The 14,457-nt window shown below is 36.2% G+C and carries 14 protein-coding genes; 6 read left to right on the top strand and 8 right to left on the bottom strand.

The annotated features are described in order from the left end of the window. Window positions 1-87: 87 nt before the first annotated feature. A complete protein-coding gene (locus MRY82_02835; GenBank protein ID MCI5071865.1) occupies window positions 88-972 on the bottom strand; it encodes a hypothetical protein in 885 nt (294 codons plus the stop codon). Between the two features lie 112 nt (window positions 973-1,084). Between MRY82_02835 and MRY82_02830 the strand changes: the two genes are divergently transcribed. Next, the gene (locus tag MRY82_02830; protein MCI5071864.1) at window positions 1,085-1,693 is read left to right on the top strand and encodes a hypothetical protein; all 609 of its coding nucleotides are present in this window, start codon (window positions 1,085-1,087) and stop codon (window positions 1,691-1,693) included. Window positions 1,694-2,004: 311 nt separating this feature from the next. On the opposite strand, the gene MRY82_02825 is transcribed toward MRY82_02830, so the two are convergent. The 4 genes from MRY82_02825 to MRY82_02810 all read right to left on the bottom strand — a co-directional run bounded on the left by MRY82_02825 (window position 2,005) and on the right by MRY82_02810 (window position 5,122). Beyond that, a complete protein-coding gene (locus MRY82_02825; protein ID MCI5071863.1) occupies window positions 2,005-2,751 on the bottom strand; it encodes a DUF4412 domain-containing protein in 747 nt (248 codons plus the stop codon). 127 nt (window positions 2,752-2,878) lie between these two features. Beyond that, on the bottom strand, window positions 2,879-4,132 hold the full coding sequence (locus MRY82_02820) for a hypothetical protein (protein ID MCI5071862.1): 1,254 nt from the start codon (window positions 4,130-4,132) through the stop codon (window positions 2,879-2,881). A 110-nt stretch (window positions 4,133-4,242) separates the two neighbouring features. Continuing rightward, window positions 4,243-4,896 (bottom strand): DUF4412 domain-containing protein, encoded by a 654-nt coding sequence (locus MRY82_02815; GenBank protein ID MCI5071861.1) that lies wholly within the window; start codon window positions 4,894-4,896, stop codon window positions 4,243-4,245. A gap of 49 nt (window positions 4,897-4,945) precedes the next feature. Next, window positions 4,946-5,122, bottom strand: coding sequence for a DUF1328 domain-containing protein (locus MRY82_02810; GenBank protein MCI5071860.1), 177 nt, complete (start codon window positions 5,120-5,122; stop codon window positions 4,946-4,948). A gap of 567 nt (window positions 5,123-5,689) precedes the next feature. On the opposite strand from MRY82_02810, the gene MRY82_02805 reads away from it, so the two are divergent. Then, window positions 5,690-6,061, top strand: a complete 372-nt coding sequence (locus MRY82_02805) for a VOC family protein (protein MCI5071859.1) — start codon at window positions 5,690-5,692, stop codon at window positions 6,059-6,061. A 118-nt stretch (window positions 6,062-6,179) separates the two neighbouring features. On the opposite strand, the gene MRY82_02800 is transcribed toward MRY82_02805, so the two are convergent. After that, entirely contained in the window at window positions 6,180-7,529 is a 1,350-nt protein-coding gene (locus MRY82_02800) for a GIY-YIG nuclease family protein (protein MCI5071858.1), read from the bottom strand. A 154-nt stretch (window positions 7,530-7,683) separates the two neighbouring features. Between MRY82_02800 and MRY82_02795 the strand changes: the two genes are divergently transcribed. Both MRY82_02795 and MRY82_02790 read left to right on the top strand, forming a co-directional pair. Further along, a complete protein-coding gene (locus MRY82_02795) occupies window positions 7,684-8,112 on the top strand; it encodes an OsmC family protein (protein MCI5071857.1) in 429 nt (142 codons plus the stop codon). A gap of 207 nt (window positions 8,113-8,319) precedes the next feature. Next, on the top strand, window positions 8,320-8,739 hold the full coding sequence (locus tag MRY82_02790) for a VOC family protein (protein MCI5071856.1): 420 nt from the start codon (window positions 8,320-8,322) through the stop codon (window positions 8,737-8,739). A gap of 209 nt (window positions 8,740-8,948) precedes the next feature. Here MRY82_02790 and MRY82_02785 read toward each other — a convergent pair whose 3' ends face one another. Then, on the bottom strand, window positions 8,949-9,590 hold the full coding sequence (locus tag MRY82_02785; GenBank protein MCI5071855.1) for a hypothetical protein: 642 nt from the start codon (window positions 9,588-9,590) through the stop codon (window positions 8,949-8,951). A gap of 326 nt (window positions 9,591-9,916) precedes the next feature. Here MRY82_02785 and MRY82_02780 point away from each other — a divergent pair, with 326 nt between their 5' ends. Continuing rightward, complete coding sequence (locus tag MRY82_02780) at window positions 9,917-10,315, top strand: hypothetical protein (protein MCI5071854.1); 399 nt, start codon at window positions 9,917-9,919, stop codon at window positions 10,313-10,315. 313 nt (window positions 10,316-10,628) lie between these two features. Here the strand turns inward: MRY82_02780 and MRY82_02775 are convergent, their stop codons facing one another. After that, a complete protein-coding gene (locus MRY82_02775; protein MCI5071853.1) occupies window positions 10,629-12,236 on the bottom strand; it encodes a Fic family protein in 1,608 nt (535 codons plus the stop codon). A 368-nt stretch (window positions 12,237-12,604) separates the two neighbouring features. On the opposite strand from MRY82_02775, the gene MRY82_02770 reads away from it, so the two are divergent. Beyond that, entirely contained in the window at window positions 12,605-13,942 is a 1,338-nt protein-coding gene (locus MRY82_02770; protein MCI5071852.1) for an anaerobic C4-dicarboxylate transporter family protein, read from the top strand. Window positions 13,943-14,457: the final 515 nt, after the last annotated feature.

Raw genomic sequence — 14,457 nt, 5'->3', positions numbered from 1 at the left:
AATATATATTGATTCATCCATAGGTCAAGAAGCCTTCTACTAAAATTAATTTGAAGCAATGCTACTGCATAATTACAATGTCTTTAATCAGTTTGACTTTTTTACTTGCAAGCTCAAACCTTGCTTATATTGGAAAAGAACAAGTGCCAATAATACAAGTAAAATATGTCCATCACTTGTCTGACAACCACCTTTTTTAGATTTTATAGGAACACACTCAGAGGAACCCGCTGCTGCTTTTGTGCCTTCAGGGCAATCTTCACAACCAGGAGAACCTGTATCTTCAGCAAACGTCCCTGCCGAACAGAGGGTACAATCTGTTCTACCAATAGCAAAACTTGAAGATGTCCCCTTTTGACACTCTTCACAAACGCTGGCAGCAGGTTGATCAGAGAAAGTTCCAGACTCACACACTCTACAAAAACCATCGCCCGCTTGAGCATAGGTTCCAGGATCACAATCGGCACAGCCCATACCAGATTCATACTGCCCATCAAGACAACTTGAAGCATTAAGTGTGTCTACACAAGCATTAGCTCCAGCTAAACTCACTTTCCCAGGTTCGCATTCGTAACAGAGCATTGCTTCAGAATTGGCTTGAAAATAACCTTCAGGACAAAGGGTACAGGTGATACTGCCCATGAAATTGGCAAAACTTCCTGGTGCACAACCATAACATGAACTTTGACCTGAATCCGGTTGAAACCTGCCAATAGGACATAAAATACATTCGATCTGACCTTCTTCTGAGCTAAAACTTCCAGGAGAACATGGCGTACACTGAGTTGCACCTTCTTCCGATGCAAAAGTACCTACCGGGCAATTGGTACAGGGTTCATGCCCATCAGCACTGAACGTACCTTGTGAACATGGCACAGCAAAAGCCTGTGTCAATATAACATTTAAAAAAAACAAGCCAAAAAATATATTTTTTAATAGATTCATAGGCTTATCATAATCTAATTTAGCCATACATCAAACATTTAAAGTCATCACATGATAAATTGATACAACACAACTAAAAAAAAATAACCCCCTCTACATAAATTTGCCATTTTATATTTATTAGTACAGAATTACTTCTATGAAAAAACTTATTTTATACATAAACACATTATTTATTGCCCTATTATTAACCTCTTGTGGTGATTCTGATTTTGATTCTACCACTAGCCTAAACTCTCAGCAACAAAATGCAATGGCCCAGCTACTGCTTATGGCTAGCCTCTTCCCTTCTGAAGGGTTTATTTTTGTTGGACTTGAGGAAGACATCGACGACTCAATCGACTGCCCTATTAGCGGGACCATGGACGTTAAAGGTGTTGTCAATTATGAAGTAAATGAACAGCAAGAAGAGTTTGATGGAACCTTTGACCTAAATGAAGTGGTTTTTACCGATTGCGTAATAGAAACAGCCTCAGAAGAAGAAATGACTGTTAATGGCACACTTGAAGTCAAAACAGATACCGTTATCGAAAGCTTTAATGATGGTGAAGAAGGTATTTTAACTGGAAGTTTTGATTCAGAATATAAAGGTTCTCTTGAAGTCAGTGGTGATGAAGTAGAAAACGGAACCTGTGGAATCAATATTGACAGCATTGCACTTATTGCTGAATTTTATTTTGTTGGTGAATTCTCAGGCAATTTATGTGGCACTGACTATGACCGTGTCGTTCCCTTTCTTGACTTATAAGAGCAACATTTAACTCTAACCCAAAAAGGCACCTTGTAAGGTGCCTTTTTTTTGAATCTATTCTTACCAATATATTTAATTTATTTTTAAATTTATACAAGACGTAGCTAACACTCTATGCATAATTCTTTGATACACATTTATTTCAAACTGTCCCTTAATCTTGATCTAAGAAAAGTTAGATTTTTTACATCCTCAACCAATATTTTGCTATGCTTAAAAAAACACTTCGGTTGACTCTTCACTACAGTAAGACTGTAATATACAGTTAATGATAACTATGGCTTTCTACTAAACGTTTAATTTTTGTATTATTGGCTTTGATATTTTTTCTTCATCTCCTCAGCCATTTTTTTCATTGCTTCAATTTTTTTAGCATCCATGCCACCATTTTTCATGGCCTCCATCATAGATTTTTTCATATCCTCCATATCTTGATCTGCTACAGGGGCGCTGTTCATTTTTTTGTAACCTTTAGGAAGTGTAAACATTGATGTTTTGATATTTTTTTCTTTCAGTGAAATAACGCGCACTTGGGTTTCAAGTTTATTGTTCTTTTTTGATTCAAATTCTAGAGGAAAACCTTGTATATCTTCTGGCAGAACGTTGTTTTTTTTGTTGCTATAAAATGCTGCCATCATGGATTTGTATTTTTTATACAAATCATCACTCAAACATACTTGTTCATCTTGTGTCCGGCTTTTTTTCTCATAAACCTGACACTTATGCCCAGCAATGGTTTTTTTATCTTTTGTGGGTTTAAAATTATGTTTACTTTTATGTTGAGAGCTCTGACGGATAGCATTCTCTATGTAAGATTTTTCTTCAGGAAATAGCGTATAGCTCGTCTTTTTTTTAGCATCACTCAAATGAATCATCTTACCCATAGGCATATTTTTTATATTCATCTCAACTCGGGTCATTCCATTTTGGTAAAATGCTTTCATGCTTCCACTCATATTTTGCTGGGCTTGATTAATGATCATTGTATAGTCTACCACTACACCATTGGCATATACAGAGCTTAATAAGCTAGGCAATAGTAAAATAATGTGCATAAAGCGTATCATAGTGATTCTCCTTAAATAAAATGTCAAAAACAATACCTTACAGGTATTTATTTAAAATACAAACGATTGATATTTCTATTGACTAACAATATGCACCTAACCGTATAAAACGTATTCAATTGCATGATTGATTGGCTAAAGGACCTTTATTACTATTTGTTGATTTAATAATTAAGTCTTTTGGCCACCAACTACATTTTAATTGATAAACATCATTATTGACATAAATACGTTCATCAAAAGTAAAACTAACAGACCCTGTTCCTGATGCTTTTTCATAACCAAACTCATCGGTAATTCTTAATGATCTATTTGCAGGGAGTTCCCAAGGTTCATAACCAGGTTCAGAAACCGTAACCGAACTGGATTTAATTTTAAAACTTTGTTCATTAACCCTTTGATGTGTTCTTAACTGCCAATTTAATAATATTTTTTCTTCTTCATTTAAGCTTAAATAAAATCCAGGATCTGTAAATGCTGAGTTTTTGTAATTCTTAAAAAAGGGTATGGCTGTAAACTGCCACCAATAAAGCTTTAAAGCTTCATCTGTAAAAGCTTGTGATTGATAAATGTTTTCAACAGAAATACTATGATTGAACGTGGCGTCTTCAAGATCAATAGAGCCACCTCTTCCTATTAAACTTCCATTCTGTTTAAGATCAATATCACCTTTGAGAACACTCTCGATACCAATAAAATTACTTGGCTCATCTCTATAGTGAAACCTTGCAACTAAATTATAATTAACCATTGCGGGTAACATGTTTTGGCGATTTTCAGTCCAAGTTGATGTATTTGATAAACTTGACCCCTCATTTAAATGTTGCAATTCTTCTTGTTCAAAATGATGCTCACAGTGAGACTTAACCATTGCAACAGGTGTAAAATTCCTTTCATTATTTAAATTACGTGTACCTCTTGGTATTCTCGCTAGTTGCATGTCCAAACTTATGAGTTGAATGATTTGTTTACCTTCACGAGTATCAACATAAAATGGGTTGTCTTTATCAGGGACATTAGAACCTCCCCAACGCATGTTGCTTGCCCAAGAAAAATAGTTACCATTGTAAGGAAAGTAATAAAACTTAAGATGAGGAAAGCTTAAATACCTATCTTCAACTCTATAGCTATAATCCTTTGTGATATCTCCTTGATGATCTGAGTTATGGCGATCAATGAGAAAACTTTGTTCAAAAACATTATCTTGATCTATCTTTCCAGTATAGCCTTCTGGTACAACAGCACAGGCAAAGGTTTGTGATATAGTGTTGTAATCTTTGATTAAATTTGACTGTTGTGCAAAACAGATCTCTCCAAAAAACAAAGCCGTTATAAAGCTTAAACACTTGATACTATAAGTAAATTTCATACTATCCCTCAATAATTATGTTTTTCATAAAGTATTTTATTTTTGAAGACCTAACATACAACGCGTTGCGCTTCAACATGGAATACCAACTATACTATGCATCAATACTTTTAGAGTGCTTTTTTCTTTAAACTCTCTATTTTTTTGTAAAATTTGGGGATCACAAATAATTGAGCTTTGATATTTTTTTCCTTTAGCTGTTTAAGTTTGAACTTAGATTGGATTTTTCCATCAACTGTTATCTGGTACTCCAATGGAAAGCCTTTAATATCATTCATATAATAAGACTGCTTTTGGCCAATATGTCTAAAACTTTCCCTATAATTTTTATGCTTATTATAAAGCTCCTGACTAATACAGACAGTTTCTACAAAATCTTTTTTTATTTTACCAAACACTTCACAAGAAAAGCCGGCAATGGTTTTAGTTTGATTGCTAGGTTTGTATTTTTTTTCAAGTGTATTTTTTTTAGACTTTGGATACTTAAGCTCTACATAGGTTTTACTTTCATTGAATAGTGTGTAGCTTTTATTTTTTTGGATATCCACAATATGTATGATTTTTTCCAGTGGCTCTTTACCTCTATTTAAAGCAATTTCCATCCTCATTTTTTCATTATCATAAAAAGTAACAATTTCACCGACAAGCATGCTACCTTTATCCATTACCTGCAAATCATAGTTTGCATATACGCCTTTTGCTAACAATAAATTTGTAGCAAACAAAACTATTCCAATTAATAATGAAAGTAGATGTTTAATCATATTACTTTTCCTTTATTTTTTTAGATACAAGTTAGTATGGCTGAGCATGTTATGAAGTTATTTTTTTGGTTGCCTTGTAAGCCAATACACCAAAAAGAATGAATAAAACCAGAAAAATGAAAAAAAGAACTTTGGCAATTCCTGCCGCCGCAGTAGCAATTCCAGTAAAACCAAATAATGCAGCAACTAAAGATATGATAAAGAAAAAAATAGCTAATTTAAGCATAAACACTCCTTGTTATTTTGTTTGTTAATAACTAGCTTTAAATTCAAAATTTGCCTACTAACTTTAGTAAGGATACTATCTATAAACCTAGGTATTTTTAATCTAAAGTAATCTTAGTTAACTCGTGAAATAATTAGAATTGCTTGTTAATAATTCAATTGTGGAGCACCACAATGTATTCTTGAAAAAAATTATTTCAATCAGCTAAAGAATGTATCGTGTGTACCTGGAGTTGACAAATCAACTGGATACTTTTCACAATGGATTTTTAATAAAATATATACAAGTTTTAATGATAAATAATAGAGGCTGTGAGTCTCCAGAACTTTAAACAACGATAAAAATTTTTTAAAACTAGAAGCTGTTTATTCTCCTCTTCATAAATACCTGGCGTTAATTTTACTTCTCCATCACTAGATACATACACTCCTCTAATTATAACCTATTGAAAGAAGTTCAAGGCATATTTTTAAATTATTTATGAAATCGATTATATGTTTATTAAAAAATACTTGCTTACATTTAAAAACATTCGGTAAGTTTAATGCCTTATAAAGGAGACTATTTATGATTGGTTACATTACATTGGGTGCAAATAATATAGATAAAACAGGTGATTTTTATGATGCTCTATTTGGTTTGCTAGGAGCAAAAAAGTCTTATGACACGCCAACAGCTAAAGCGTGGCAAACAAAAGAAGGAACACCCATATTTTCAATCACAAGCCCATATGATGGTAATGTAGCAACCGTAGGCAATGGTGTTATGATAGCCTTACAAGCTTCGTCTCCAGAGCACGTCAACAAACTCCATGCAAAAGCTTTAGAACTAGGTGCAACAAATGAAGGAGAGCCGGGCATACGGGGTGCTGGTTATTATTGTGCTTATTTTAGGGACCCTGAAGGACACAAAATTAACTTTCATTGTTCAAAGTCATGAACATAAAAATGCCCCCTGTGTTCGACAATTTTTCAATAAAATTTCTTAACTCACACTTAATAAACTCAGTCAACTGTTCCCACAACGATTGACTTCTCCAAAGTCATTGGTTCATTTTTCAAAAATAATTTAATTGGGTATCTGCTGTACTTTTTTTAACAAGGTTTAGCTTTTTTTTATTGTATATACTTAAAAAAATATTTTTCATGTCACTATTTTCACTCAGTTTATACTGTTGCACATGTTGCTGATTTTTAATAAACGATAAAGATTGAATTTGATGATCACGAAATTCTATCAAAGCGTGTTCATCTTTATCCCTTCCCTTTAAACGAACATCAAAATCTGAATGCGGATAAAAGTACTTTTCAAATTGCTGTTCAATTTTTTTATTGTAAAGTAAAGCGTCTAAAGTAGCCTTTAATTGGTCGATGGCCCCTGAGTACTTAGGGTGCTCTAAGTGTATGCCAAAAGCTTTTTTGTAAATCTCAAGCTTTGCCAAGCTGGCTGTTTTTTTACTAAAAAACTTTATTTCTTCATGTTTATAAGACAAGTTCAGCTGCGAGTTCGATCTTATTTTAACATCTAGGTACCCAGCTTTATCGGCTTCTAGTGCCAAGCAGTACCTGAACCTTGCACGATTGAGTGAGCGATTATGGCGAGGTCTGTGCTTTTTGATCATCTCACATTCCAATAAACGGGCTGCAAGATCGCTTCCGCTTAGGATATAATCGATACTGAAAGTTTCCTCAAATATACGTTGAGCTTTCTTTTGACCGTTTTTAAACTTAAAATGACTTTTTACTCTTTTTTGAATGTTGATGCTTTTACCAATGTATATAATACAATCTTCTTTATCTTTTAAAAAATAAATACCCGGCTCTTGCGGTAAGTCTTCAAGATCAGAATAATTAAGTTGTTGTGGAAGTTGTAACTCAGCTTCTTGATAAGCATTAAAAACTTGGTCCTCCCCCAATTGAGTAAGAATCTTTTTAAATAACTCTAGGGTAGCTTTGGCATCGCCCATGGCTCGGTGTCGGTTACTGATTTCAATGCCTAGGTCCTTACAAATTTTACCTAAACTGTAAGAGGCATGTCCAGGCAGTGCTTTACGTGCCAAACGCACGGTACAAAGTTTTTTAACTTTGAAGTTATACCCTAAGTCTGAGAACTCACTTTTAAGGATATTGTAATCAAAGTTTACGTTGTGAGCCACAAAGACGCAGGACTGGGTCATTTCAACAATTTTTTTTGCAACTTTATAGAAAGGAGGTGCACTGGAAACCATGGCATTGGTGATGCCGGTTAAACGGGTGATAGAACTAGGAATATTGCGCTGCGGATTAATGAGAGTTTGGTAGGAGTCCACAATTTTATTGCCATCAAATACAATAATAGCAATTTCTGTTACTTTATGAAGGCCAGAAAACGAGCCCGTGGTTTCAATATCAATTATAGAATACATCATGATCAATCATCCCAGTTTAACAACCTAATGATATAAGTCTCCGTTTCCATCCAGTCAAAACAAATAGGGATAAAATAACTTAAGTTAGATGAAAAAGAATAAAGCTCTGATAGATTTAAGCTTTAAATGATTAAAATAGATGGAGGTTGTTAACATGGTTATACATAAAAAAGGTTCAGCACAGTGGACAGGGGGCTTAAAAGATGGAAAAGGTACGGTTTCCACCCAGAGTGGAGCATTAGCTCACCAGCCTTATGGATTCAATACCCGTTTTGAGGATAAGCCCGGTACCAACCCTGAAGAGCTGATTGGCGCTGCCCATGCTGGATGTTTTAGCATGGCCTTGGCCAAAATTATTGAGGAAGAAGGCCTAAGTGCTGAAAAATTAGAAACCACTGCCAATGTCACTTTGGAGAAAATGGATGATGGTTTTAGCATTACCAAAATACAATTAAATCTAAAAGCACAGGTTCCAGGTGCAGAAGAAAGTAAGGTTAAAGATCTAGCCAATAAAGCCAAGCTTGGCTGTCCGGTGTCAAAACTGTTCAAGGCAGAGATTAACCTAGAAACAACTATTCTTTAGTTTTTTAGACACTAATCAATAATAACTATTAAAAAGCTGGATCTTAAATCCGGCTTTTTGTATTTTATATTAAATTACAAGACACGCTACTTACTCATTAATAATGACCATTGACTTGAGTTAAAAACACCGTGTGTTTCTTTAGATCGCACAACATAAACAAAAAACCATGAACTTTTAATCATAATCAGTTAAACATCAAGTATGATAAAATTTTTACACAGCATGATTCGCGTATCTAATCTAGAAGACTCTTTAAAATTTTATATTGATGCCTTGGGCTTAGAAGAAGTTCGCCGTAAAGAAGTACCTAAAGGCAAGTTTACCTTGGTGTTCCTTAAAGCCCCTGACAGTGATGCAGAAATTGAACTCACCTACAATTGGGATAGCATTGAAGACTATGGCAACGCCAGAAACTTTGGCCATTTGGCTTTCTCCGTAGATAATATCTATGACATGTGTGCATCGTTGCAACAAAAAGGCATTAAAATTTTAAGGCCGCCCAGAGATGGCCACATGGCTTTTATCAAATCACCGGACAATATATCTATTGAACTGTTACAAAAAGGCAAGCCATTACCCAGCCAAGAACCCTGGGCCAGCATGCAAAACTCTGGCAACTGGTGATGATTGCTCTACACTTTGTGTGAGTTAAAGTGCCAGGTGTCTTTTTTAAATGCAGCATGTTACAAAAATATGCCTGGCACCTCAACTATAGTGTTCCCCAGAGTAACCGGGTACTTTTTTCTCAGATCAACAAGCGTTTAAACGGCAGAAGCATCTACCAAGGCCTGTGCATCATTTATAGCTGATGGTGCTCAGCGCTTACTCTTTATTCAATGGCTGGTCATTGAGTTTTGATCACAAAGATAGTGTGGGTTTTGTTTTAAAAAGTATTCCAGTCTCTTTTTCAAACCATGCGGTGTTGAAAAAAAATCATCCTCAAGGTCTATGCCAAGCTCCTCTTGTAAAAAACTCAAAACGCTGTGCGTACAATTATACGTTAAGCCATTGAAGGTGTTTGTTTTTCTTTTATAATCGGCCGTACAAACGTTGTAAGCTGATTCATAAAGTTTAAACGAGGTCACCGCAACGTTCTTTTCATAATAGTAATTCATGTTGTGCTTGAAGCTTGTAAACTTGCCCTCTTCACTGAAGATAGACCCCCCACCATGTTTAGGAAAAAAGCTGATATAGTCTTGATCGCCATTGTCGTACTTTAAAAGTAAAGCTGAATGCCCGGCGGTGGAGCGCTCAAAATTAGAGCCTGGTGCGTGATTAAAATTTCTATGCGATGCGGAGGCAAGGTTCAAATTTTTTTTGCCCGTGTAAATCAGCGCATCTTTAGACCAGGTAATTAAATGACCGCAGCCTTGGGGCAAAGCTCTTTGAGTAATAAGATCTTGACGGCTTACATACTGCGTTTGCGCCTGCAGCATAGATGACATGATGAATACCCCTACAAACAACCATCTCATGTGGGCAATCTAGCACATGTCTTAATATATGATAATTTTATATTTTTAATTATTTCATTAACTATATTTATACAGTCACCCATGCTTTTTAGGGTTGCATCCATTTTTATGAGACGCATGTCCTTAAAATTTCAGGATTTAAGGTCCAAATGCAGAAATACACTTTATTTTAAATTAGGAATAAGTTATTCAAATTCTTGATTTAGCATAAATGCTGTATAATTTCTTAATCAAAGTATTGAGTTAATTCAAGCCCAATTCAATTTTTAACACACTTATTCAAAAGGATTTTAGCCATAAAAATATTCAACTTATTGTTTTGTTTGATGACACTTTTTGCATCTGCTTGCGGTTTTGAAGTAAGATTAGATTCATTCAACCAAAACATCATACTGCCTTTTAATTTGTCTTCTTGCCCAGACGGATGGTCAGATTATAATAATGCGGCAGGAAGAGTTGTTTTGGGTGTAGGTTCCGGTAACACAGATATGGATGGTAATGCGCTTACAGCAAGAACGTTGGGTGACACCGGCGGCTGGGAGTTCACCAACTCCATTCCATTGGATGGCTCTGCTACATCAAACACCGCAGCCAATAACTACATTGGAAATGTTACTGGCTCGGATACCATTTTCAACTCCAGTGCAATCTCAGGCTATACCGACACTGTTACCGATAGCAATATAGCACCCTATGTTGTTGTAAAGTACTATAAGAAAGATTAGATATTTATGAGACAACCATCTATTGTCTTTGTATTTTAAGTGGCTTCAGAGTAGGTTATAAATTTTAGTTAAAAAACTAAACCACTAAGTTTTTGACATAATTATAGTCATCCACTTTGGGGACAGTTGACTGTCCCCAAAACTTCTTAAAACTTTTTTGGAATAGAAAAAACTTCTTCCTTCAATAAAACATCTGTATCTCCAGGGACAGCTACCGTAACTATTATTTTCATTTGTTATAATTCTAATTCAGTCGACTGTCCCCGGAATTACATCCAGAAAAATAAAACTCAATGTTGTTTGTGAATGTTTTTTATGCTTTGAAGATCTCTTCAAACTTGTTTTCAAACACCTGAAGTTCTTCATCTGTCAGAGCAGAGAACTCTTTACTGCGTGCGCGGTTGGATAATTTTCCATCATTTTGATGAAGGAAGCGTATCAAAAGATCTGCTGTACGATCTGGCATATCAATGTAGCTATTCACAAATGCTTTCATCTCATCATATTGCTGGAGATAGTTAACCTCGTCGGGCAAAGCTTGGGTGATTGTTTCATGTACACATTCATAAAAGAATTCAGCCTGAGTCGTCGCATCAAAATAGCGATAGAGATCAATTGTTTCGTTAAGTACTTCAACGTTACCTTTATCTGTGGAACGCCACTCAACAAAAGATAAACGTGGTTTCGAATATGCTTCAAGCGCCGTGACATAATCTGTCATGCGTTTTAAGATAACAGATGAAACAGGAAATACCAGTCCCTTTGGGATAAAGCCTGTTTCAATCAACACATGATGCAGTAAATACCTGTGTAAACGACCATTCCCATCTTCAAAAGGATGTATAAAGACAAAGCCGAATGCAATAAGTGTGGCCGCCAATACAGGAGGATAATCACTATCACTCAAAAGTTCTGCAGTCTCAATAAGCCCGCTCATTAATGCGTCTAAATCTTGATGTTTGGCTGATATATGGCTTGGAATCGGCATGTTTGTTGAGCGGTCATGACTACCGATAAAGCCACCTTCATCACGATAGCCCATTTGAACAAAACGGCTATCAACAATGACTTCTTTTTGCAGTCGCTCCAGCTCAAACCTTGATAAAGGCGCTTTCCCTGCTTGACCGATAATACGTCCCCAGCGTTCAGCACGATTATGAGGGGGTGTTTCTCCCTCAATGGCGTATGACGCTTTTGAATCTTCGAGTAATAAGAAACTAGCCGCACGCATCAAAACATCTGGGTGAATTGCACCAACACTGTCTAATGCCACTTGAGACAAGTCTTGACCGATCAAAGCATCCAGCTTTTCTGTACGGCGCACTAGTGGACAAAAGTCTTTAACACCGGGGAGGTTATTGTTTATGCCATGCCTCTTAGATTGGCGGGACGGTCCGGGATATTGAATCTTGGGATCAACAAGGTCGATATATCTACGTCTACTAATATTAGAAATATTCAATTCACTGTTTGTTAAATATTCAAATAAGAACCATATACGGCGAGCATAGCTTCCTCCTGGTTCATTTTTTACAATTTGTTCTATTTCAGCTGGTGATATTTTATGAAACAGAGCATTTAAAATGGCAAGATCAATACCTTCATAACGCAAAGCAAAGGTCAAATGCCCGTATAAATTCTCGTCTGGCGCATGGCGAGGTGTAAAAACGTGCCAGGTATCTGTTTCGTATTTTGTATGTTTTTGTCCAATAGCCGATAGAATTACTGGCACAGGAACTTTAAGCTCATAATGACTAATGAGGTATGAATAGCCTGCTAAACAAGCGTCAGTCTCTGGTAAAGCTCTTGTTATCATATAGGCAGTATTCCATGAAAAACGTGCGCAGTCCATGAAAAATGTGCGTAAATAGGTTTTTTCATGAAAAACGTGCGTAAAAGTTCTGAGGACAGTCTGAATCATGGAACACACTAGATGTTCTTAATATGAACGATTGAACTAACTTAGGAATACACAGTGTGTCCCTGGATTGAAAAGGAACTTCAATATCTGCAGAAGCATCCCCATGGATTTTAGACGATGCGAAAAAACAACAATTGGAAATTTTTAAACTTTCTTGGAATAGAAAAAACTTCTTCCTTCAATAAAACATCTGTATCTCCAGGGACAGCTGCCGTAAATATTTTATTTTTATAATTCTAATTCAGTCGACTGTCCCCGGAATTATCTAATTCAGTCGACTGTCCCCGGAATTATGGTTGTAAAATAACCCATGATTTTAATGGCTCAAGAAGCTTGATAAAAACACTTTAATATGTCAGGTTTTTTGCATGGATTGGGAACTTATTTCTGTTGCTTTACAAGGTCTTACCGTGCTCATTTGCTTAGGGATTGGCGCCCGAATGGGTGGAGTAGCCGTTGGTCTTTGGGGCGGTATAGGCGTTATCTTATTAAGCAGCATTTTCCATTTGCCTCCGGGTGATTTTCCCATATCAGCCATGAGTATCATTTTTGCTGTGGTTACAGGCGCTGGGGCCATGCAAGTTGCCGGTGGTATTGATTATTTGGTGAACATTGCACAGCGTATTTTAAAAAAGAATCCGCGCTACATTACATTTTTAGCGCCATATGTATCGTGGCTTTTTACCATTGGGGCAGGTACAGGCAATGTGTATTATTCTTTGTTACCGGTAATTGAAGAAATATCATACCGAAACGGTATTCGTCCTGAGCGTCCTTTGGCACTGTCTCCAGAAGCGTCACAGCTTGGAATTACCAGTTCACCTGTTTCAGCAGCAATGGCCATCATGCTCGGGTTTTTAGCCCCCTCTAATTTTAGTTTAGGCTCTATTATGCTTATTGTTTTACCTTCAACCATCATTGCAATTTTTGTTGCAGCTTTTATACAGAACATGCGTGGTCAAGAGCTTGAAGATGATCCTCATTATCAAAAACGCTTGCAAGAGGGCTTAGTCAAAAAACCCGCCCAGCTTAGCAAAGAGTCTGAAGTTTCAACTCAAGCCAAATGGAGCACATGGTTGTTTATAGGGGCGGTGGTCATTGTTGTTGTGTTTGGCTTTTTTGAATCTTTGCGTCCACAGATCTTTGTTGAAAATGAATTTAAGCCAGTCAAAATGACCTTGCTGATTACCATGGTGATGATGGCCGCTGCTGTTGCCATAATAAAACTGTGTCATGTTGATGTTAGAAAAATTCCATCTACAAAAGTATTTCAGTCAGGTATGGTTTCCGTCTTGGCTCTGATGGGAATTGCGTGGATGGCCAATACCTTTGTGGGAGCACATAAAGAGCTATTTTCAAGCTGGATGCAAGCCAGTGCAGCACAAAATGTGTTTATTCTGGGCATTGCTTTTTATATTTTAGCTGCCTTAACCACCAGCCAATCCAGTACAACCATTATTATTGTGCCTATTGCATTGGCTATGAATATACCCCCAGCATACATCGTTGCAATGTGGATGGCTGTGATAGGGATTCACTTTTTTCCAGCCAGCGGAAGTCAGATTGCAACCATTGAATTTGACCGCTCGGGAACCACACGCATAGGACGATGGGTTATTAATCATTCGTTTTTGGTCCCCAACCTTATTGTTGCAATAACTGCTGTTACTTGTGCTTACCTTATTGCCACCTTATTTTTTGTATAAAATGTAAAAGCTTATTTGGCTTCTATGCATTGGCTATAAATTAAATCAATTTTATCTTTTTCATTTTAAATCGTGAAATCGTGGGACACACTAGGTATTCTTCATTAGTTTCGGGGACAGCTACCTTAATTCTAATTGTAATTCAGTCGACTGTCCCCGGAATTTTTAAAAAAATAAAACCGATCGGGTTTATTAGATTTCTTTAGTCGCTATTTATACTTAAATCATCCCGTTAGGGTTTATTTTCACTTTTAAATTCCTTTGAATAGTGGGAATCGTGGGACACCCTGTGTATTCCTAGTAAGAACTATGGATCTGAATTAGGAATACATAGTGTGTCCCAAGATTCGAAAACTCTTTGGCTAACCACACAAGTTTAAGAAAAAAACCAATACAGTTATCATAATTAAAGTTCAGTCGACTGTCCCCGGAATTAGTTTAAAGAGTATCTTTTTTTTGAGTTAAGCATGATTGATTTTAACAGATAAAGAAGGGAAAGTACCCTGTGATACTAG

This window comes from bacterium, assembly GCA_022763185.1.
GTDB lineage: Bacteria > Bdellovibrionota_G > JALEGL01 > JALEGL01 > JALEGL01 > JALEGL01.
The sequence above is the reverse complement of the archived record's forward strand: the minus strand, read 5'-3'. Positions and strand labels throughout refer to the sequence as shown.